This window comes from Vibrio sp. 3-2(1) (assembly GCF_963887575.1).
Classification (GTDB): Bacteria; Pseudomonadota; Gammaproteobacteria; order Enterobacterales; family Vibrionaceae; genus Vibrio; species Vibrio anguillarum.
Genome location: NZ_CAWPGB010000009.1, coordinates 14,653 through 36,651, shown reverse-complemented (window position 1 = coordinate 36,651; position 21,999 = coordinate 14,653). Strand labels below are relative to the sequence as shown.

The following is a 21,999-nucleotide window of genomic DNA, read 5'->3' as shown; positions in this document are numbered from 1 at the left end:
CTACATTATCGGATATTACTGCCAACTCAGGCCACATCAGTATAACGGTGGTCTAACTCCCAATGAATCAGAACGATTATATTGGGAAAACTCTAAAACCGTGGCCAATTTTAGTTGACCACTACAGTACCTACCGCGTTTAAAACTCTAATAAATCGACTTGATCACGACCTACAAAAGCATTCTTATATGCCGAATGTCGAAAACCCAGTGCAGAGTGGTGAATACTTTACGAGACATTGGGACGAAACCAAATTTCAAAACTTCAAAGCCTTCGTCTCAAAGTACGCGAGATGGGTCAATGAGGCTTACAATGAGAGAGACAAAAAACTTTCGATTGAAAAGTGGCGTAAAGTGTTCGGCAAGCAATTCTTCGCAGTCAATGCAACTCGAGCAAATAAATCAGAATCAACGTCACTTGAAGCTCTCAATGAACGCTATGTGTCAATCCCTGAACACTACCTTCCTCATCCGTGGAAGTCCTGCGACTCTGAGGTTAAGTTGAATGTTGAAGTTAAGTACAAACAAGATTTCACTCAAAATTTCGTCAATAAGCTAAAATTTGGGTCATTAATTCCCAAACAGCATAATTTGCGTTTTGAAATCATGAACCCTATTGATGACGAGTTTGAGATTTATTGGCAAGTCACTAATACTGGAGCAGAAGCAGCTGCTAATAAACAGCTGAGAGGAGGGTTTGAATTAGGGGAAAAAGTCCACGAAGAAAGTACGTCTTACAAAGGTGACCATTTCGTAGAAGCGTTTGTTGTCCATGATAATGTGTTACTGGCTCGCTCAGACAAAATGATTATATCTATAAGTTAATTACTTTATATTGATATAAAAGCCGAACCCTCTCGATAAAGGCTCGGCTTCTTTCTCCTTGATATGGCCAAAAAGGGGCCTTCAAAGGCGTATTAATTAGCAAATTTGCCTTATAAAAAGTTATTCATGAACCACTAATATTAGAATTCCTGAAACTCATTTTTGTCCACAAATCTGAGACCAAGATTGAAAAATAATCTGGATTGGATGCGACGAGATGAAACGAGTTTTAGCTCATGGTTCTGGAGACTCACCAAAGAGTCTAGCCCCATACGGTTTGGTCAGCCGGTGAAAATAGACGCTCGATAACTGCCAGGCTCTTTAGATAAACTTACTAACCGTCACTTTGTAGTAAGAACCCAATTAGAAGAACAGTCACATAGACGTTGGAGGCTTTGACAAGCCGAGTAGATGAGGTCGCTAAAGCTCCTTATTTATTATTTCCATGAGCAACGTCTAAGATGACCTTATGCTTAAAATCCAGCTTGGTTAAATCTGCCCATCCCCCGATATGGTCTAATCTACAAATCGGTAGTCTCGTTAAACGTTCATTTTTTAAGACTTCTACCTGTAAATTCATGGCATACAGAAACATTAGGTTTGTGTGTATCAATTACTCATATCCAAAATCAAACTCTCATAAATCAATTATTAAATAAGTTTTTGAGATAATAATTACCCAACTAGACCATATCGGGGGATGGGCAAAAATAGCCAATATACAAAAGAAATACGATGTCATTCACAACACCTCGATTTTATAAGGCATAAAATGAATTTTTCTGTACTATCGTTGGAACCATTATGAAGCGCACATTCTTAACTCTTTCTTTAGCGGTTATCCTTTCTGGCTCTCTCTATTCAACATCAAGCATTGCGGCATTGGATGCCGTTCAACCACAAGTAAACTACACAGAAATGACCTCTCAGCGTCAGGTAGTTGACCAATTACTTAATGATGCTTATCAAGTATTCAAAAATCCATCCCGTATCTCTCATGCTGGCTTTACAGCAAAAATGCCAAGTAACATGGAGATGATCACCAATAACTTACTTGATGCTTATAAACTTGAGCCTTATCGCGTCGATTTACTGTTTTCAGCAGCCAATGCTCAGATCTATAACAGCAATGTAGACCGAGCAATTGAGTTATTCACTCAAATTTTAGACGTTGCTCCTGATGATGTAGATGCACACTCATACCTTGTTATTTGGCAAAACTTTAAAGGCAATAAAAACGAAGTAACCAAACATTTAAACGCTCTAGAGCAATTAAACAAAGGTCGCGTTGCAGATTTGAAAAAGATCATATCAACCGTTGATAGAATTGTTGAAACACCATTAAGCAATACAATCAAAAAACCCGCCAAAGGCAATAATGCAATTATCACTTTAGGCTATGCCCTAAACCCTGATGGCAGCATGAATCAAATCTTAATTGATCGACTTAATGCAACATTGACGATGGCGAAACAGAACCCTAATACTTATATCGTAGTCACTGGTGGCGTACCTAAAAATCACAAAACCGAAGGCAAGTTAATGGCCGATTGGTTAGTGAAAAATGGCATTGATAAATCTCGTATTATTGAAGATAACTACGCCAGAAGCACGGTCGAAAATTCCTTATACAGCAGCTATGCGTTAGCTCGTCATGATATTGACCACGCTACAATTATCAGTTCTGCAAGTCATGTTCGTCGTGGACAAACATTATTTGAAGTGGCTAGCTGGCAGACTGGTCCTAAAGGGATCACGTTCGATACGTATGCCGCTAACGATCGTCCACTCGAAGAATTAAAAATCCCAAGTGATGGAGAGTTACTAGGTATTTACCGTGATGCATTACGTGTTTATGGTATGTGGAGTTACCGCTCGTATCCTTTAGAGCAACGTTAATTTCATTTACTTTATATATGAACATAAACAAAAGGTGACCAATTTATATAGTCACCTTTTTATAATTATTAAGTTATTATAAATTTAAAGCTCCGTTGGAATCGGCTTGTTACGACCGTTTTTTTTTCAATAGCCACAAACACACTAAAACCAATATTATCGAATTTGAGTAAGGAATATTGTCAATTTAAGACTTGGAATGTAAGAGTTAGTGGAGCGCATCACTTCAGATGCTAGCGGAGCAATAGGTAGTTCATTTCTGTATTTGGTCGAGTGACTGCCCATGTCGTCCATTCAACCTTACTTCTTTTCCTAGCCGCCCTTATGAATAGATATTCACTTAGTCTTCAATAATGAACATTAATTCAATCACAGAGATCAGATCTAGAGTGGAACAACTGCTTGCTCTAGTTGATCACGATTATCCTTCAACACTTTACACTCAATCAGAGCTATACGTTATGTGTGATGTCAGGGGGCATTAAACTAAATACTTTATGTTTTTTGGTTTGATGTGGGAAACCAACAAAGTATCAAATCGAAATGGCGGTGTTCTCATTGGTAAGCTGCCGTTCAACTCGAAAATGCCCCAAAGTTTGTTAACGTATTTACTCAGCGGCAGAACACACCACTGGAATTGCAGTACTTTTCCTAATGGCTGACGGTTGAGGGGCGGTGCTCGGAAACTCCCAAAACCGAGCAAAAATGTTAAAGTTAAGCAGAAAGTGCTTGTTGCATAACTACTCATTTTAGCTCTTACCCTGACAGACTTAAGCCCGTCAAGGTTTGCTTCTGATGAATCGAGTAGAGTAAGGTTGATACTGGTTTATCTCGAGCTATCTAAACTCTAGGTTTTAAACATCCTAACCGCGGCTGTCAGATCATCCGCTTGATTCGCTACTACGGTTGTAGACTGGGTGTTTTCAGATACCGCTTGTACGTTGATTGAAGATAAATCTCTTATCACGTTGACGTTGCGAGCTATTTCATCCGATACGGTGCTTTGCTCTTCTACCGCCGCTGCAATTTGAGTACTGTTATCCAATACTAGTTGCATTTCCCTCATTATTGACTGAAGCCTTGAGTAAGCTTGGTCGGAAACTTCCGAACTACTTTGACCTTTACCGCTGCACTGCTGCATTACCTCGACCACAGTCTGAGTTTGCTCTTGAATGGCCAAAATAATATTGGAGATCTCTTTCGTTGAATTTTGTGTTTGGCCAGCGAGCGTTCTTACTTCGTCTGCGACGACTGCAAATCCGCGTCCTTGCTCACCTGCTCGAGCGGCTTCTATTGCAGCATTAAGTGCAAGCAAATTTGTTTGCTCAGCAATGCCTTTGATAACGTCCAGAACAGAGCTAATTTGTTCGGATAGCTCTGAGAGTCGGTTAACTTCATCGCTTGCCTCGCTCAAATCACTAGAAAGCTCTGCGATGGTATCTCTTGTTATCGCAATATCACTTAGCCCTTGATTTGCAAGGTTATAGCTTTTCTGTGTATTGGTTGATGCCTGCTCTGTGGTTGAGGCTATTTCTTTGATGGTTTCGCCCATTTCTGTAACTGCCGTTGCAACGCAGTCGGTTTCAAGTTGCTGCTGGTTTAGGGCCTTTTCTGTATCTAAACTACTTTGCTGAAGTTGGCTCGAAGCTGCGCCAAGCTCATTGACACTACCTTGTACTTGGCTGACCAACTGCTGAATACTAGACAATAAGGTATTAAATTGCATTGATATATCGGCAATTTCGTCGTTGCTCTCCACGTGAGCTCTGATAGTCAAATCATGCTTATCCGCTACCATAGTCATCACTTGGCTAAGCTGGGCTATGTTTCTTTGAATACTTCTGCTAATAATAAAGGAGAGCACGATAAATAAAGCCGCGACACTCGGAATGGAGAAAACAATAAATCCACGTATAGAGCTTTGAGCATGCTCTATTTCAACCTGTAGCACCTTTTCAACATGGTGGAGAATAGAGAAAATATCATTAAACAGAACCTTCATCTCATCCTTTAGCTCTTGGTCATGCTTAGTGTCTTTACCATAGCTACCAACCAGCTCAGTAAAATCTTTTTCATACAAAGAAATTTTTTTGCTAAGTTTAGTCAGCTCTGGAATGACTATTTCAAGTTCAGTCAGGTCGGTCGTCAGGGCAGCAGACTGTTGTTGGTAGTGGCGGTACACGGTGCCGAATTCGGTTCGTTTTGAAGGGGAGCTCTCATCTAGGAACTCTAATTTTATGCGATTTAGGTCAAGCAAAGAAATCTCTAAGGTCTTGACTTCAACAAAGGTTTTCTCGAGCTTAAGCAGCTTTAAATTGCTGACCTCTGTAATGGCGACAATGGCAACAAGAGCAAGAATAGAAAGTGATGTCAGGCCAAAGAGCTTGTGTTTTATCTTCATATAGCTTCTCCAATAATACAAGACTTGGTAAAAAGTCTTTGTTTACTTATAGTTATACTTATACATTTGTTACTTAACCATTCTAAATTATATGACCTAGGTATTATAGTCTAATTAATCATCAGCTAGTTGGTTGTTTCACAAAATGAAAAAGTTGCCTGATAGTATGGATTCTATCGATGCACATTATGTCTACTTCCTTTCACGTACGGCACCGTATCAATCGGTGTCACTCAATCTTTTGTAATATCAAAAGTTATCCGTGAACAGCTAATTTAGCAAAAGTGCTGACAAACTTCTGTCCAAAAGCTTGCTAGAGATTGCTCAGACTTTATTGTCATTTCCACAGTGTTTCTGGTAGCAATACGCCTCAAAAATAATCAAAATTTAGCTTTTTATAGCCTAAGAATCGCTTGAAAAGGCACGTTTCCGATGATACTTATTGTCTTCGGACATTAGACTGGAAATGTCTGTAAGCGGGGATAATTTTGTCTAGTCCGCGTACTAAGTTAGTACATCTAAATACCCAGTGTTTGTATTGGACGAAGTATACACGAAAGCTTTTGGATAAGCTTCCGCCAGATATCTGTAAAAATCGGCACCAGCACTACATAACTCTCTTCTGGACAGAATTTTGTCAATGTTCAAATTAGAGACCAACTTACCTAAGCCTCTACAATTTGCATAGCCAGAGTAACAAACCACCGTTCTTGACTAACCTCTTTTTAACTCGCTTGGCAGAAAAGCGTCTATCTCAGCGTCTGAAAAAGTCATGTCCTCTTTGTTCTGCAAGGCATCCTGCGCTTTTGTATATGCATTGAAGTTAGTGCTTGGTGAGCCTACGTATATTGAATGCAAGTCGCCCATCAGCCTATCTCTTTCTTCCTGTACCTGTTGTAGAGGTTTAGTCCCAACCCTGAGATCTGTTAACAGAGATAAGTACTTTTCTCTTATCAACCAAATCTCATTTGCAGCATGCTTGTGCTTTTGGGCTATTTCGCCAAGATCGTAGTCCTTGGTATACGTATTGAGCACCAATAGTACTGTGGATGCGATTCCGCCGACGAAGACCCCTATTGTCCATAGGTCAAGAATTTCAGTGGCAAAACCACCTGTCGTTACAGTTGCCAGGATTATTTGCTACATTTTAATGCAAGCAAGTCTCGACAGCAGGATGTCAGAACATTTCTCGTGAGTCTTATGGCTATAGACCACTCGTCCATAGCACTCTCGAAGCTGACCCTCTAAAGCCAGCTCCTGATCTGACAAAGCGCAGCCAGTAGAACTATTAGTCATTTGTTACATATCACCTTTCATTATCACTGGATGGGTACAGCTATCTGGTCTCTCGCAACAACGACACCATTTTTTATCGCGTAGCATTCGACGAGATGTTCGCCTTGGAAATCCGAAAACTCCTTTCGTTGCCTATAACCTTCATCTTCAAAAATTTGTCCGCGAATGCAGTCCCGGCGTTCGGCTTCCGACCCCTGATTGAGAACCTTCCACTTCAACGTAAATGGCTCAGGAACAGAGCACTCAGTCACCGTAAACAACAGCTTTTTCTTGGCAAGAAGAGGGATCCGCCGAGCTAACATATGCCTTAACGAGTTCTCCCTAAAGCCGTTCTGCGAAACGTCACAATCAAGGACAAGGCTATACTTAACATCGAGCGAGTACAAGTCATCAATGAATTGCTCAGTGCCACGCCATGCAGTCGCAGCTTTCGCAACATGCGTCTTTTCCGCAGCGGGGAATGGGCGACCAAATATGCTCTTCCACTTATTGTGCCGAGTACTCTCGCTAGAAGAATCAATAGCCTCTAGTGCCATCTCATATGCCTTCTTGGCCTTGCGCTGAAATTTCTTTTTTACAGCTACTCTTTGACGACTCCCCAATGCAGCATAAAACTCCTTATCAGGCTCATCAGCTAGATACTTAAAGAAGTCTCGGCACATCCAATCGTAATATGCATAACTCTTGTCGTCATAGTAAGTGCTGGACTTGAGGAAGTTATAAGCAAGCGTATCGATGAGGAGCCCCCCCATAGCAACGCCGCACTTGTTTTTCCAAGCTCTTCCCATTTTGCACAGCTTCCGGAGGTTGCGGTTCTTCTGATCCACGAACTCCTTCATTGCTTCAATCTCTTCTCTGGGCTTAGTGATCTTCCATGAGCCTCCATTATATGTATCCGGGTACTTGAAGCTTCTATCTGCTTGCTCAACCATAAAGTCCTTGTAAACGACCTGAACAACCAATCGATCTACTTTAACCTCAGTTTTTGGGTATCTGGCTTTGATAGCATCACGGGTATCAGTAAGGAGCTTGGACTGCTTGCCATCCTTATAGTCGTTCCACTTACCCGCAGGCATGATGTACAACATGTCCAAGTCAGAGATACCTCGGATCCCTGTCCATCGACCATAAGAGCCGACCTGAAGGCTGTTGGCGGTTTTCGACTCAGTATCTCTAAACTTTTTGTTCAAGCTTGCCGTAATCTCACCGTACCTATCGCTTATCGCCTGTCCGTTGTTGATAGTCAGGTTTCCAAGAAAACTCTGGAACATCTCAGATGTAGTCAAAGTAATTTACCTCTTCATTTACATTTAATTTGCAAGACAAGAGCATGAAATCCCTATATCTAAAGATATACAAGCGCCTTTCCAAACTTTGCTGCGTAATTCTAGTTAACTAAATCAGGACATTACGCTCAGAACGTATCCTACGGATACCTAAAGCTGCCCTCCAATAACTTAAATTATTGGCCCGTAACTACGGACCAATGACAAACTACCTCACCATCAAACCATGCCGAGGTAAAAGCTCTCGCAAGACATACCATCGATGATAAGACGCCGCTTGGTAGTAATGATAGATAGGGAGTTTCATCGCGTCAGAGCTATTACCATGGCGGAGTGATTCAAAGCCGCCATTCCAATCTCTGTATTCTGGAATATCCTCCGCGATATTGAGTAGCTCGCCATACCGAGCTTCGTGTTTCCACTTATCAATACGGTCATTCCCAGTAGCTTGGAAAGCAAGAATTTGTGCTATCTTGTCTTTCAACAACATCCAATCCTGTCTTTGCTCGGGTTCTGTGTACTCTTCTGGTAACTCTGACAGCATCGAGTGAAGCTTTTGGCAGTACTCTAGGAAAGTCGCTGGATTATCCCTCCAACCAGAATCGCTTCCACTGTCGTATTCAAAACGCCACTTCAAGTATGGCCTGTCAGGAAATGTCACCACGCCCCCATGACCTAAGGCACCAGACAACTCCTCAGCAAGGTGAGATTTAATATTACGAACAATAGGATTAAATCGTGCAAAAAAGCTGTCTTTCTTACCAACGATATAAACTTCCATTTGCTCACTTAATTCACTGAACTCAAAAGAATCATTAACTACTTTATTGTGACGAGAACTAACTCCTGAGAAACCGTAGTGCGCGAATGTGTCAGCGTAGACGTGTGCCATTATCCCTAGCAATTCAAGGTAATAAGGTTTTGCGGCCTGTTTTAAGTGGTTTTGACACATTTGCTGGGCAATCACGCTGTCTTTGCGACATACCAAACGCTCAGTGAATGAACTACCTTCATTTCCCGGTAAGAAATGGAAGGGCACCCAAACTTGTCTTTGGTCATCAGGGTCAATGTTGCTTACATCTGCAGTGTGGTGCGCTGTTGCTTCGACTCGACAAGCCGAAGCGTCCGCTAAATCAATGCTGTTTTGCTGTGCGTTGTCGTCTACAAACTGAGCTGCGGTCGCAATAATACGAGCCGATTCTCGGTTTAAGCCTGCGGCGCGAGCCACACAATATGTCCCGTAATAGTGCATATCGATTTGCATAAGTCCTCCTAGCGAACTGCTTTGATAATGTCTTTTGCCAATAGCCAAGTCTCTTCACCAAGTTGGCGAACATTGCTTTCAAACTCAGCCACACTCAAATTACGTTCGGATGCCGTTTGTATCACATCCATCAAGGCTTGATATTGGCTATGACCTTTAATCGCAGGACTTAACATCTCTAGATCAAAACGAGTGTCTAACAATAACTGAAGCTCTCGCTCTGCCAATTGACGGCTTGCGGTTGCAACTGACTTCTTAATTCGGTTTCTCATACTCATTTGACTTTCTCCAGGTAAGGTTGTGCTTTCTGATCGAGTTCACGAACCTTATCTAAGCCTTTAGAAGCCTGATTCGATAACTCACTAACTTGTTGATTGATATCATTTCGTAATTGCTCTAAATCGACACTTTCAAGCAGGTCATTCTGTACATCTTGCACCTCTCGGATGCTATTAAGATGAGCAGTAATGGTTTGATTTCCCTGTCTCATTAATGTAAAACTCTGGCGTATATCAGCTAACATTACAGACTCAGCTTTTTCCAATGGCACTATGAGCTCACGGCGTTTAGCCTCTATTTCTTCAGTAGCAACAAGCGCCCATTCTTTCACACCATTTAACTGAGCCAACCTATTAGGCGTATCCACGGCAACAAAATCATCTACTTGGTTGTCATAGACCACTTTCCCCTGAGCCATTTCAATAAGCATTCCTTCGACTATCCAATCTTCCAACAATGCAGGCACCCACTCGTTGTACAAGTAGTCTTCTCGCTGCTTTTTAAGAACAGCCATGTGCTGACGAACCAAGTCCATATAGGCCTGTTCGACATGCGTCATGTCCTTATCCATTTTGTAGGACAGCTCAACGATTTCTTTAGGGATCGAGGCAGAACAAGCAGAAAGAAGCAAAGAAAACATGACTATCCATAATGACTTCATATGGCTTCCCCTATAAAAGTTATGATCTGGGCATTCACAGCCTCAAAATTAAGTAGATACAACGGCATTGCTAATGCTATGACCATCACACCTATCTTTTGAAGATTGTTTAGGAACCTCTGCTCTGCAGATGTTGTTCGAATCGCATGAGACGCAAACACCGTGAGAAACAGAGCTCCCGCTTGGCTTATCGCAGTTAAAATTATTTGGAAAGGGAGGTAATCCAAGCGAATAGCCTCGATATAAGCTTTTAATCCTTGCCCCTTTAACATTTGGACGACACTGACGTAGTAAGGGTCTATGGGCGATCGATAGATGGAATAAAGAATGTAAAACAGAACACCATAGGCTAGCGTTTTAACAAATTTTGTTTTCTTGGATTCAAAATAACCGAGAGTAAAAGCGGTATTGAAAAGAAGGAACAATAGACTAAAACCGAGAGCCCACTCTCTATGGCGAATATAGAGAATAGCAGCGATAACCCCGAGCACTCCAAAGAGGAACACCTCACCATCAACTTGCGATTTCGGTGGCTGGCCGCCGTTGTAGTTATGGTTGTAATTGGTAACGTTGTTGCCATGACCAATCTGGATATTACTGTCATCGCTAGCGGATATTGTCCCACTATTCAAGACTCTAACATGGCCCTTTGACAGCCCCTCGCCATTGCGAGAATCTGCATTAAGTATTTTTGTCCAAACAATACCAGCGATCGGGCCAATTAGAACCGCGAGCACGATTGGATCTGTCAGTAGATCTAACATAGGTGTTGTACCTTTCTATAGGGCGGGGAACCCCGCCAAACTAAATTGATGTCACTTATCGTGGATATGAACGCTTATGCTTACAAACGTTTTCGAGTCGACCGAAACGGCGACGCACATACGCGCAAACATCAACGAGTTTTGGTCGAATACTCATGAGAGATTCCTCCATACTTCTTAACAAAGAGGGAACTCAACGATTGAAGTGAATGCTATAGAAAGGTAGTATCGCAATTCTCACCGAGCGATTGGGTTTCTATAGAGACCTGAGACCTCTTAGTGTTGGGTCTTATAATCGATCACGCCAATGACGATTACATTTCACTTCGCTAATAAAAAGGCACTTTCAGTAAAATACTGAAAGTGCCTTTTTATTTTTCTTTCCGGACGCCTTTAAAGGGTGTGCCGTCCTGCTTCACATCCATAAAACGTCCCGTATTCGCATCACGTTTTACCCAATGACCCGAAGATGTTTGAGTTTGAGAACGCTCGCGAACCATACCATGGCGACGGTTGTCGCCTGTTTTCCCATTAGTAGCCATTTGGTCTCCAATTCTGATTTAATTAATCTGTTTAAGCTAAAATAAAAAATCCTCTCAGCTATGAAAGGATTCTAATCTTAAAATCTGATTAACACAAGCTGTTTAATCAGATTTTATTGCATAGTAAATAAATTCTTTTCCGCCAGACTCTGCTGCCTCTTCGGTACGAGTGATATAACCCGCGCTATATAGCTTTTTTAATCGAGTACTTGCGTTTGGAATGCTGATACCAAATGCAGCAGAGATACTCGCGGTTGTTACAGAACCATTATCTAAAACAAACTCAACCACATCTCTAGTACCTTTCGTCATTTCAGGCCCTATCACTTTGTACTGATTTCCCGACCAAATAACTAGAGGTTGCTCTTTCGCTTCAGCAGCATAAGCCCAGTTATCAATAAGATCCTGATCTGCTACATCAATTAAGTAAAAGCTTTTTTCACCTCGATAGAAGCGAGCAAGAGCCACAACACTTTCACGCGGAAAAGATGCATCTGTAGCCTCTATCCCATCCAGTGAAATCCCAAAGACAGTGAAAGATGGGAGAGAGTCGACTAGTTTCATCAACTGATGAAACACATCTTTCCCCTGAACATTGCCAAAAGGGTGATCGTCTTTCGTAAAATCACGGAGTTTGATTATCATTGGATTCTGATTCATGTCGATAACTTAAGGAGAAGATCTTAAATTATTCAAGCGAAAAGTCAAAACAAATATGCGTACCGGATAATTTTTGTAAACCATAATTCACTTCATGGCGAGAAAGTTTCCCTTGAGAATAGATAAGAGTTAGCTCGAAAGACTCCTGCCTAATGTGTATTTGAGCATTAAATTTAGCAGCAATATCACCGCTTCTTTTTAAACCTAATCCGCGGCTTTCATCATCATTATTCTCAGCACTACTTATACGACCTTCTTCAAATACACGCTTTATGAGCAGTGCATCTGACTCATCATTTATGCCTGAAAATTCTTTGAATAGTTTTGGGTAACGTTCTTCTAATACTGGTCGTAAAGAGCCTACAATGCCTATTCCACTATCTGATATAACGGTTTGTATTGTTTTAGTTCTTTCATAAACCTGTAAAGCAGCAAACCCATCTATTGGTGATTTTGAATGATCTCTAACATTACCAAAGAGCTCCGAAATCATAGTAAAGGCAGCATTGGAGTTCGTTTTACCGGCCTGCTCTATGAAAGCTTGCTTGAGCTGGAGAGGGATACTTTCATCTGGCTCTTCTGGAGTGATAACACCAAACTCCATCACTTTGGTGTTATGCCCATAGTGGCAAGACGCATCTTTTATATTAGGAGTAACAACGACCCCTTTATCAATTAACTCAAAAAAGCCTACTCGACACAGATATGAGAATGATTTGTCACACGCACAAAAATCTAATGAGATTGATTTACCTGCGTATACTAACTGATTAATAAGAGCGAGCAGTTTGCCCAAAGAATCAAGTAAGAAACTCCCACCAAGAAAAGTCATTTCGATTGTAGTCGTTTCCTCATCCCAGAGGCCATTATACTGCTTTATTACTTCTTCAAAGCCAGCAGAAGTTAACCAATTACGTGTGGGAACTGGGAAGACCACTTTCAACACCTCATTGGAAAGAGACCACTCATAATCCTCATTTTGGATAAAAGTCGAAGAATTAACATAGAGGAACGAGTTCACTTTTTTGCGATCTAACCCCAATATAGACGCTATTTTTTTCGCCTTTAGGTTAGGTCGTTCTCTGAGAAGATTTTGTATTGCCAATTCCATCTGAATATCCATAAGCTGATGTCTATTTAGAGAATATAATGCCGTAAAATCATTTTTCAATCGGTCGAACCAAAAAGTCACATAAAAACTTTAGCTCACCACGAAACGACCACCGCTGCGCCATTAATTTACAAGTGAAAACCTTATGGTGTAGTCCCCAACTCGCTGCTAGCACCTTTTATGGATTGGGCTGTACCGCCAATAAAAGAGGCTTATGGGAATGTTGCTATTGATGATTGCTGTACAAATGTTTTTAAATGGAATTATAAACTACTTCCAACACTTTTAAGCATTTATACTATATAGATTTTAGGGGATAGTTTAAAAATGTTACATGAAAATATTATACATAATATTTTTCTACCTAACCCAAAACCACTAGTAAAATTAGCACTAAGAGTACTGATACATTTAAATATTATCCTTTCAGGGGTAACTATGGTGATGAAGAGAATGATACCGCCAGAAATGCTGAGAGTTTCCGGTTGCACGTGCAAAAAACCCATGATGTTTTTGCCAGCAAACAGGAACAGCATCAAAATGATCAACGCAAAACAAAGTTCGCGCACAAGCACAACACGGCGACGTTTGGGATCAAGGTGTTTTAAGATGGAGAGCATGACCGGCAGGTTGCCAAGCGGGTCCATGATCAAAAAAAGCATGGTCGCCGCCGATAAAATATCCATCTCTCACTACTCACATCGATTTAAAGTGGCCGCAGTATATCAGCCCAGTCATGAGATTTCGATGCTCCTGAAAGTAACGATATAGATGAAGCGATAATGTTTACAAGGCCACCGAGGCAGAGATTAACGCTTGCGCTAATAAATAGCTGCCAGAAATAAGATAGCGCCCACAAGGCAATGGCCTGCGGTAATCGTGAATGGCTAACAAACTGGCCGAGAGCATCAGCACCAGACAGCCAACAAACCCGGCAAAGGCAGGCACTGTTTGCGTCTGCAGCCACAACTCTCCCGCCGCCCACGCCAACTGAACTAACATCATACCCATAATGGTTACGGGAAAGATCAAGGTGTCAATTTGCGGCAGCAATAGGAAAAAAGCCACAATACTGGTCGCAATCAAAAGGGCAGGTAGCCACCACACCATAGTGTCAGAAAGTTGCGCCCAGAAGGCTTTACTGTACATCAACTGTGCGACAAGAAAGCTAGCAAAACAGAGTTTTGAGTAGCGTTGCAACAGATGCAATGTGTCCGCGATTGCGGAAATAAGCAGACCGAGCGTAACCCATAAGATAGGAGAAGTGAGCTGCGTGGTATGGCTTAGAACTATCGCCACCAATAACAGCATACTGAGTGTTTTAAACATTACCGCTTGCTTGATTTTGTTACTTTCAACAGCCGAAATACTAATGAATCCAGACAAAGCAACGGAGAGCCAACTCCACATCTCATTTCCCCTTTAAAAATCTGCGGTCAGTGTAGGCATGTCATCATTGAAGTCCAGCAGATGAACGCAAAAATTGGATCTTGCTAGCGAATCGAAACGTTGGCTTTATTCAACAACAAAGAGTGCGAAAACAATCAAAGCTCACTCTTTGCTCACTAACCCTCACTTTCAATCACCACAATGACACCCAGAGACATTCCACTCATTTACAATACATAAACAAAGAAAAACCAACAAAAAACGATACTAAAACAGAAATTATAAAAATAAAAATAAAAATAAAAACAATGATTTAGAAAAAAAACAAAAAGAAAAACCAGAACTTAAAGCCTCTAATAAAAAAACAGCAACAACTGACTTACTAACTAGCAAAAAAACTGGTTTAACCAATTTTATTTGCGAGAACATCTCATTATTAAATTAATTTTTCTCGAAAAATGAGAATTCACCAAACTCTGACAATGATAAGCCACCTAAGATAGTAAAACCAAAAAAAACCATACAAGCAACATCACATTAACCTAATAAAATCAAACAAATTCAACGAATTAAATAAATTCAGATTAAAACAACACCAAGAAGAACATTATATAAACACACCAAAACAAGCACTAAACATTGCCAATATTCCCTGAATATGATGATGTTAAGGTGTTATTTTGGATACTTCATCAAATTGAGGTTGATCAACTAAACAAAGTAGTGCTATTCTCATATTCATAGAATGAAACCACAGAATAAAGGAGCAGTGTTATGATTTCTTCATCTCAAAAACAGGGACTTGTAATGATCGCGGTTATCGTAGGCCTAATGACACTGCCAATGATGTACTAAGTATCTAATTCCCAATAAAAAAAGAGGACACCTTCGTGTCCTCTTTTTTTATCTAACGATTGAGTAAAACAACCTAATACCATTTATGGCATTGTGACGTGTTTCGATAGGGCTTCCCAATGAAGATAGTAAAAAAGAAGCGCCGCTAACGTGATTAAGGTCATTAATGAAATGGCTACGCGCCAAATAAAACGACCGCTGCGCGGAGTCAGCTCCTTCTCACATTCATCACACACACGAAGAAATGCTTTGCGATCTTCTAACTGATAGTTATCTTCATGCACAACTTTGTTACGAATAGTGGCAATGAACCTCAGCTTGCCCACCACATCATGTGGTAAACGCTCTTCACAGCTGGTCACCAATTGATGTAACCCCTTCCCCTCAGCGTGATATTGCTCTCTCAACAAGCTTTCCAATCGACGCGTTCGCAAAACCACTTTCTCAATATCTGACATTATCGCCCTCCTGTGCCAACTCTGGTGGCGCTCCATCTATTTTTATCATACTTCCCCACGGAATAGTTGAGCATTTTTGCTCGCTAACCTACCGAGGAAATGTGATATCCGCTGGAAAAAAAACCGTCAAACCAATCAAACTCACGCTTTAGTAGCAAGCAACACTCCTTTGCCATATGTTGCACGCTAAAATGTCGCCTTCATCGCTAAGGAGTTCACCATGCCGCTTTCATTACTTATCGTTGTCGCTTTGTTAGTTATCTCTGCTATTTGGGTATTTAGTTATTTCTATCGTCGCCATGTGCAAGGCGAAAACGCCCCCGAACGCACTGCTAATGTCACGATTATCGACAAGCAAGCCATCGTCATCCCTCATGCTCGCCCTGGGGAAGAGGATCAGGAGTTCTGGATTTACGTCCAAAAAGGCAAACTTGGCCCAAAGCGGGAATTTCAAGTCGGCGTGCATTATTACCATGCACTTAACCCAGGCGACCAAGGAATGCTGACTTATTGCGGACACAAGTTTCTACACTTTGCACTCAAGCGTTAAGGTAATAACCAACGTGTTTTTGCAGAGCGAGCAACCCATATACTCACCGCCAGTGATCCTGCGCCGCTTACGAGAATCCATAACGGGATCACCCATGCGGGATTCCCTTGATCCCACCCATACTCTTTTACAGGCCATAGAAAGATGGGATGTAATAAATAGATGCCTAAGCTGTGCTGGCTTATCACACTTACGACTTGCTTAGCACGAGCGGGCAATCTCTCAGCAAAATATCGACACACTATAAATATCATGCTGGCGGCTAACACAACGTTCAGTGTTTTATAAGAGAGCCAGCGACCAATCGTATACTCACCCGCTGCGACACTGTGGCTGACCACCATCCATACCGTCGTCAATAGTGCCAGACAGCCAAGCAGAATCGCCATACATAGCGTTACCCGGTTGAGTGGCACCTTCTGATAGAGCAAGTAACCCAACGGTAAATAACCAGCAAACAGCCATAGCTCATTGCTCCAAGGGCCATCAATACCGCATAAAAATAAGGTGGTCGTCAGCAGCCACACGGCAACTAATGCGTACAGCGCTTTATCATCAACTCTTCGGACCAGCAGTTGTAGAAAAGGGATCACAAAATAGAGTGGGATAAAGTAATAGAAAAAACCTAAATGGTAATACGTTGCGTGGTGCGTACTGTTACTCAGCACCGCCTTTGCAACTTGCCCATCAAATCCACTCGCACTCCAGCCGGATAAATAAGCATAGAAGAGCGACCAAACGATAAATGGCAGCAAAACTTTGCCAAGACGTCGCTGAACATAATAACGCGCATCAAAAGGGCGACGATCACTAAGCATTAAGGCTCCAGTGATCAATATAAAGACTGGCACAGCCCAACGGCTTACACTATTGATGCCAACCGCAACCACCCAATGCTCAAAAGGAATATCGCCGAGTTGCTGCCGATAGGGGGCCAACACATGAATACCGATCACCGCTACAGCAGCCAAACAGCGCAATAAATCAAAAAAAATAACTCGTTTGGTCATAGTGCCTATCCACAGTGTTTTAAGGTTTCTACTATAAAGTTGAAATAGTTGGCTATGTAATCCGCAAGTCAGTTATCGGTAAAGGATCACTAATGCCATTATAATTAATAGCTAATACCTATCGAATAAATCAATCAAAACGAATTTATTTTGTTCACTTCAAGGTGCAATCTAATGCTTAACAAGAGAAATCACTTATCCATGACAACGAGGTGAACACATGACAACAAATTTGATCGGTTTAGATACCAACCAAAGCCAACAACTTGCACAAGCGTTAAACCAATTATTGGCTAACTACCAAGTGTTTTATATGAATACTCGTGGTTACCATTGGAATATCAAAGGAAAAGAGTTCTTTGAACTGCACGCAAAATTTGAAGAGATTTACACTGACATACAGGTCAAAATTGATGAGTTAGCGGAACGAATTTTGACTTTAGGTTATCAACCGTTGCATAGCTTCAGCGCCTATTTAGCAACAGCACAAGTGTCAGAACACACTAACGCAACTAATGGTCAAGAAACCATGCAAGGATTGGTTAAGGGATTCAGTGTATTGATCCACCAGCAACGAGAAATTCTTGAAATTGCAACGCAGGCGGGAGATGAAGGCACTTCAGCACTGATGAGTGACTACATCCGCGAACAAGAGAAACTGGTATGGATGCTGAATGCTTGGCTGCAATAAACCCCAAGTTTGGGCAAACCGCCGTCGCTCATGACGGCGGTTTTTACATTCGCACGAAATTTATTACAGCAAACGATGAATATCTTGACTCCAGCGCTGCGCCGCCGAAAGCTCATCACTGACTTGATTTAATTCAAGCCCTAGCAGATCACAATGGCTTTCCACTCCTTGCCAGTCCGCTTGCTCAAAACACTCCTCAAGTGCCAACAGCTCGCCAATGGGTCCTTCACGCTTTTGCAGTGCTAGTTTGACCACGTCACATAAGGGTAACTGCGCAACCAGCTCTTCAATTGAAATATCCAGTAAGGCATCTAACACAGAAAAAAGACCAATTAAAAAAGCTTGCTCGCGATGTTGACGAAATGAAGGATGCCCAGACATTAATTGACAAAATTGAGCACGTTGCAAAGAGAGGTTATACAACTCTTTCGGCTTTTTAGCTGAGACAAATGAAGCAACGGCTAATGATACAAAGGTTTTGAGCTTGTCTTGACCAAGATAGACCAAGGCTTGACGAAAAGAGGAAATTGGCACGGATAAGCGATCAGACATAGTGTTGACGAATCTGAGCAACTTGTATGAGAGCGCTACATCTTGCGCGACAATGTATTCAATCCGTTCAAAATCAGCATTTGGCTTACAAACTTCTCGAAACAGCTCTAAGGCGATAATCTGCTCTGGTCCAACATAACGCTGCTTGATCATTTCTGGTTTACTAAAGAAATAACCTTGGAAAAAGCTAAAACCGGCATTACGTGTCACGGTGAACTGGTGATCCGTTTCAACTCGTTCCGCTAAATAACGACGCTTACTGCCTTCCGCTAAACGCTGACGTACAAACTCGCAAGCGTGATCTAAGCCCAGCGCCATAATATCGAGCTTGACGATGTGCACATAACTCAGAAAGCGTTCCCATTCTGGCGCATACACAAAGTCATCCAGCGCCACCAGATAGCCACGCCGATACAACTCTTTAATCGCCTCAAGCAGTTCATCCGTCGGCTCACAGGTTTCGAGCACTTCCACCACAATTTGTTCTCGCGGCAACGTTAAAGGCAGACGGCGAATTAAACTCTTGTAGGGAAAATTAATAAAACAACGTGATTTGGGAATATTAGGATTGATCCCCACCGCCAGAAAGTTTTCGACGATCAAGCGATACGTGGCTCGATTCGACTCAATGTGCGCTGGAAACGCGTTTTTTTCCCCATCACGAAAGAGCAATTCATAGCCAAGCGTATGCTGCTTGGCATTTAAGATCGGTTGTCGTGCGACATAAGAATAATGCATTAGTGATTAACAACTAATAATTGAGACATAGCCATCTTAGGACTTAGCCACTGCTAGTAGCGCTCCACAACCAATAAACATCGAGCCAAATATTCGGTTAATCTTACTCATGACACTCTCTGAACGAATAAAGCGCCCCATGCGTGCGGCTAAGGAGGTGTAACCAAGCATCACAATCGAATCAATGGTTACTGTGGTCACGCCTAACACCAGCAATTGAATGAACTGATCTTGGGTTGGGTCAATAAATTGTGGAAAAAGCGCCACCAGAAAGACGATGGATTTAGGATTTGTCAGGTTTATCAACACCGCTCGACGCAATAAAGACCAACTCGTTTGCATTTGAGCCGTTGCATTGGTCATCATACTCGAACGATCACGCCATTTTTGAACACCTAACCACACCAGATACGCAGCACCAACCCACTTAATCACACTAAATGCCATGGCTGATTGTGCCACTAAGGCACCAATTCCGGCTCCCACCAACATGATGTGAAAAGCCAAACCCAACTGTAAACCCACAATCGCGGCTAGTGATTTACGTGTACCGTAGCTAAGGCCATTGCTGATGGAATTGACCGTACCTGAACCCGGCGCCAAACTGAACAGTATCGCGGTCACCACATAGGCAAGCCAAACATGAGTATCCATTGCAATTCCTCTCAACTAGACTAATCTAGCCTAAAAATGAACTATTCCTCGAATCTGTCCAATAAGAATAATCTATGAATCAGACGAGTCCAAACTCCCCACCTTATACTCAAGAGTCTTTCTTTGAGCAAGTGATCAATACCACGATTGCCGATTTCTGGCACTCCAGAGAAGAAGGTTTTATCAAATCTGCTGATAAAACAAAACTTTATTGGTGCAAACTTACCTCGCCTCAACACTCAAAGGCGATCTTCGTCGTCAACGGACGAATTGAATCTTGCTGGAAATATCAGGAGCTATTTTATGATTTTTTCCAACAAGGTTATGATATTTATTCTTTTGATCACCGTGGCCAAGGGCTTTCTGATCGATTAATCGACGATCCACAAATCGGCCATGTCGGTGAATTTGATGACTACATTTTAGACATGCAGCGTGTCATTGAGCACTTTGACTTAAGCCATTATGCACAACGTTTTCTCGTCGCTCATTCGATGGGTGGTGCCATTGCGACCCGGTATGTACAAACATACCCTCAACACCCATTTGCGGCTATGGTGCTCAGCGCGCCAATGTTTGGTGTCAACATGCCATGGCAATTACGTCCTATCGCTATGACACTGAGCCAAGTGCTGACGGCGATGTATAGCAAACCAACCTATGCGCCAGGCTATCAAGCCTATTCTGCAAAGCCTTTTGAGATCAACCCATTAAGTCAAAGTCAGGTGCGTTACCAATGGTTTCGAGACCTGTACCAACGCAAACCCGAATTGCAAGTTGGCGGCCCTAGCACGCGCTGGGTATGGCAAGGGCTCATGGCAGCGAAGCTGTGTCAACTGATGACTCGTCAAGTGAAGTTACCAACACTCATCTTGCAAGCAGGACAGGATGAAATTGTCAGTAATGCGGATCAAATCCGCTTTGTCACTAAGCTGGCGAAAACCAATCCATCTAGCAAGCTAGTCATCATTGAAGGAGCAAAACATGAGCTCTTTTTTGAAAAGGATTGCTATCGAAACCAAGCACTTGATGAGCTATTTAAGCAATTCCAATCTCTTGAGAACACAGTTTAATCACGGTATTAGAACTGAGCAAATAGAGGAAATTTCAATTGAGAGTTTTACCCTCTTTTTCCTCTTTAAGATGGCGTAAACTAAACCACACCAAAGTTTCTCCACCATCTGCGATCTGCAAACCAAATCGACCATGATAATGAGGGTTTTATGACCACCGAATGTAAAGAGCACGCGATTCATATCGTGGCGTCCGATCTCGACGGTACACTACTTGCGCCAAACCACCAATTGAGCGAATTCACCAAGCAAACGCTACAAGCGCTTCACCAAAAAGGCTTTACTTTCATCTTCGCTACCGGTCGCCATCACGTTGATGTGGCGGGTATTCGCCAGTTAGCGGGCATTCCAGCCTACATGATTACTTCCAATGGTGCGCGCGTTCACGATCAACATGACAACCTGATGTACAGTAAAAATGTACCGCAAGAATTGGTACAGCCCGTCATTGATGTGTTTAAGCAAAACCCTGATATTTTTGTTCACATCTATCAAGATGAATCGTGGTTATTGAATAAAGAAGATGAAACGCTGCGTGATTTCCACGAAGAATCCGGCTTTAGCTACCAAGTATTTGATGTCAATAACGCACCTACCGAGGGCGTCGCCAAAATATTCTTCACCCACCCAGCGCAAGATCATGAGTTATTAGCTCAGTTTGAAGAACGCTTAAACGATATTTTTGGCGACAAACTGAACGTCGCCTTCTCAACACCTTGGTGTTTGGAAGTGATGGCAGCAGAAGTGTCGAAAGGGGATGCGCTCAAAGCCGTTGCAGAATCATTAAACCTGACCCTAGATAACTGTATTGCGTTTGGCGATGGTATGAACGATGTGGAAATGCTGTCGATGGCTGGTAAAGGCTTGGTGATGGGCACATCGCATCAAAAAGTGTTCAATGCACTGCCGAATAACACCGTGATTGGTAGCAATGCAGAAGACGCCGTGGCTCACTATTTGCGTGAACATTTATTGTAACAGCAGCCTGCAGTAACGAGCGGTCACAAAACACAGCGCCATTTGAGCGCTGTGTTTTTGTTC

At 42.1% G+C, this 21,999-nt stretch carries 20 protein-coding genes and 2 pseudogenes; 6 read left to right on the top strand and 16 right to left on the bottom strand.

The genetic code is table 11. The annotated features are described in order from the left end of the window. Window positions 1–189 precede the first annotated feature (189 nt). Complete coding sequence (locus AACQ79_RS02545; RefSeq protein WP_212756428.1) at window positions 190–825, top strand: nucleotide-binding domain-containing protein; 636 nt, start codon at window positions 190–192, stop codon at window positions 823–825. A gap of 804 nt (window positions 826–1,629) precedes the next feature. Next, window positions 1,630–2,724, top strand: a complete 1,095-nt coding sequence (locus AACQ79_RS02540) for a YdcF family protein (RefSeq protein ID WP_064625056.1) — start codon at window positions 1,630–1,632, stop codon at window positions 2,722–2,724. Window positions 2,725–3,571: 847 nt separating this feature from the next. Here the strand turns inward: AACQ79_RS02540 and AACQ79_RS02535 are convergent. The 13 genes and pseudogenes from AACQ79_RS02535 to AACQ79_RS02475 all read right to left on the bottom strand — a co-directional run bounded on the left by AACQ79_RS02535 (window position 3,572) and on the right by AACQ79_RS02475 (window position 15,690). Beyond that, the gene (locus AACQ79_RS02535; RefSeq protein WP_064624021.1) at window positions 3,572–5,125 is read right to left on the bottom strand and encodes a methyl-accepting chemotaxis protein; all 1,554 of its coding nucleotides are present in this window, start codon (window positions 5,123–5,125) and stop codon (window positions 3,572–3,574) included. Window positions 5,126–5,839: 714 nt separating this feature from the next. Beyond that, window positions 5,840–6,421 (bottom strand): annotated as a pseudogene (locus AACQ79_RS02530) (SLATT domain-containing protein). Between the two features lie 23 nt (window positions 6,422–6,444). Continuing rightward, entirely contained in the window at window positions 6,445–7,707 is a 1,263-nt protein-coding gene (locus tag AACQ79_RS02525) for a nucleotide-binding domain-containing protein (RefSeq protein ID WP_064624102.1), read from the bottom strand. A 208-nt stretch (window positions 7,708–7,915) separates the two neighbouring features. Continuing rightward, window positions 7,916–8,971 carry a DUF6765 family protein gene (locus tag AACQ79_RS02520; protein ID WP_064624100.1) on the bottom strand — a complete coding sequence of 352 codons (1,056 nt, stop codon included), beginning with the start codon at window positions 8,969–8,971 and terminating at the stop codon, window positions 7,916–7,918. Window positions 8,972–8,979: 8 nt separating this feature from the next. After that, on the bottom strand, window positions 8,980–9,249 hold the full coding sequence (locus AACQ79_RS02515; protein WP_064624099.1) for a hypothetical protein: 270 nt from the start codon (window positions 9,247–9,249) through the stop codon (window positions 8,980–8,982). Further along, the gene (locus tag AACQ79_RS02510) at window positions 9,246–9,890 is read right to left on the bottom strand and encodes a hypothetical protein (protein ID WP_249339225.1); all 645 of its coding nucleotides are present in this window, start codon (window positions 9,888–9,890) and stop codon (window positions 9,246–9,248) included. Before AACQ79_RS02510 ends, AACQ79_RS02515 begins: the two co-directional genes overlap by 4 nt. Window positions 9,891–9,907: 17 nt before the next feature. Beyond that, window positions 9,908–10,675: a hypothetical protein gene (locus AACQ79_RS02505; RefSeq protein ID WP_064624095.1), complete on the bottom strand. Its 768-nt coding sequence runs from the start codon at window positions 10,673–10,675 to the stop codon at window positions 9,908–9,910. Between the two features lie 371 nt (window positions 10,676–11,046). Further along, window positions 11,047–11,217 (bottom strand): hypothetical protein, encoded by a 171-nt coding sequence (locus tag AACQ79_RS02500; protein ID WP_170899711.1) that lies wholly within the window; start codon window positions 11,215–11,217, stop codon window positions 11,047–11,049. Between the two features lie 102 nt (window positions 11,218–11,319). Next, window positions 11,320–11,877, bottom strand: a complete 558-nt coding sequence (locus tag AACQ79_RS02495) for a helix-turn-helix domain-containing protein (RefSeq protein ID WP_234942183.1) — start codon at window positions 11,875–11,877, stop codon at window positions 11,320–11,322. Between the two features lie 28 nt (window positions 11,878–11,905). Next, window positions 11,906–13,000, bottom strand: a complete 1,095-nt coding sequence (locus AACQ79_RS02490) for an ATP-binding protein (protein WP_234942184.1) — start codon at window positions 12,998–13,000, stop codon at window positions 11,906–11,908. A gap of 422 nt (window positions 13,001–13,422) precedes the next feature. Beyond that, window positions 13,423–13,674: pseudogene (locus tag AACQ79_RS02485) on the bottom strand (MarC family protein); the annotation flags it as partial. A gap of 100 nt (window positions 13,675–13,774) precedes the next feature. Then, window positions 13,775–14,398: a lysoplasmalogenase gene (locus AACQ79_RS02480; RefSeq protein WP_170899709.1), complete on the bottom strand. Its 624-nt coding sequence runs from the start codon at window positions 14,396–14,398 to the stop codon at window positions 13,775–13,777. Window positions 14,399–15,315: 917 nt separating this feature from the next. Continuing rightward, window positions 15,316–15,690 (bottom strand): hypothetical protein, encoded by a 375-nt coding sequence (locus AACQ79_RS02475; RefSeq protein WP_026028288.1) that lies wholly within the window; start codon window positions 15,688–15,690, stop codon window positions 15,316–15,318. A 220-nt stretch (window positions 15,691–15,910) separates the two neighbouring features. On the opposite strand from AACQ79_RS02475, the gene AACQ79_RS02470 reads away from it, so the two are divergent. Further along, window positions 15,911–16,240: a DUF2500 domain-containing protein gene (locus AACQ79_RS02470; RefSeq protein WP_017044543.1), complete on the top strand. Its 330-nt coding sequence runs from the start codon at window positions 15,911–15,913 to the stop codon at window positions 16,238–16,240. Here AACQ79_RS02470 and AACQ79_RS02465 read toward each other — a convergent pair. Further along, complete coding sequence (locus AACQ79_RS02465) at window positions 16,237–17,250, bottom strand: acyltransferase (RefSeq protein ID WP_017048589.1); 1,014 nt, start codon at window positions 17,248–17,250, stop codon at window positions 16,237–16,239. The two genes, AACQ79_RS02470 and AACQ79_RS02465, sit on opposite strands and share 4 nt — an antisense overlap. A 220-nt stretch (window positions 17,251–17,470) precedes the next feature. Between AACQ79_RS02465 and AACQ79_RS02460 the strand changes: the two genes are divergently transcribed. Next, the gene (locus tag AACQ79_RS02460; protein WP_019281805.1) at window positions 17,471–17,941 is read left to right on the top strand and encodes a Dps family protein; all 471 of its coding nucleotides are present in this window, start codon (window positions 17,471–17,473) and stop codon (window positions 17,939–17,941) included. Window positions 17,942–18,004: 63 nt separating this feature from the next. On the opposite strand, the gene AACQ79_RS02455 is transcribed toward AACQ79_RS02460, so the two are convergent. Both AACQ79_RS02455 and rhtB read right to left on the bottom strand, forming a co-directional pair. Continuing rightward, window positions 18,005–19,231, bottom strand: coding sequence for an EAL and HDOD domain-containing protein (locus tag AACQ79_RS02455; protein ID WP_013855508.1), 1,227 nt, complete (start codon window positions 19,229–19,231; stop codon window positions 18,005–18,007). A 36-nt stretch (window positions 19,232–19,267) separates the two neighbouring features. Further along, complete coding sequence (rhtB, locus tag AACQ79_RS02450; protein ID WP_064624089.1) at window positions 19,268–19,885, bottom strand: homoserine/homoserine lactone efflux protein; 618 nt, start codon at window positions 19,883–19,885, stop codon at window positions 19,268–19,270. Window positions 19,886–19,959: 74 nt separating this feature from the next. Here rhtB and AACQ79_RS02445 point away from each other — a divergent pair, with 74 nt between their 5' ends. Together AACQ79_RS02445 and AACQ79_RS02440 are read left to right on the top strand one after the other, a co-directional pair. Further along, window positions 19,960–20,958: an alpha/beta fold hydrolase gene (locus AACQ79_RS02445; RefSeq protein WP_026028809.1), complete on the top strand. Its 999-nt coding sequence runs from the start codon at window positions 19,960–19,962 to the stop codon at window positions 20,956–20,958. A 150-nt stretch (window positions 20,959–21,108) separates the two neighbouring features. Next, complete coding sequence (locus AACQ79_RS02440; protein WP_013855511.1) at window positions 21,109–21,936, top strand: Cof-type HAD-IIB family hydrolase; 828 nt, start codon at window positions 21,109–21,111, stop codon at window positions 21,934–21,936. Window positions 21,937–21,999: the final 63 nt, after the last annotated feature.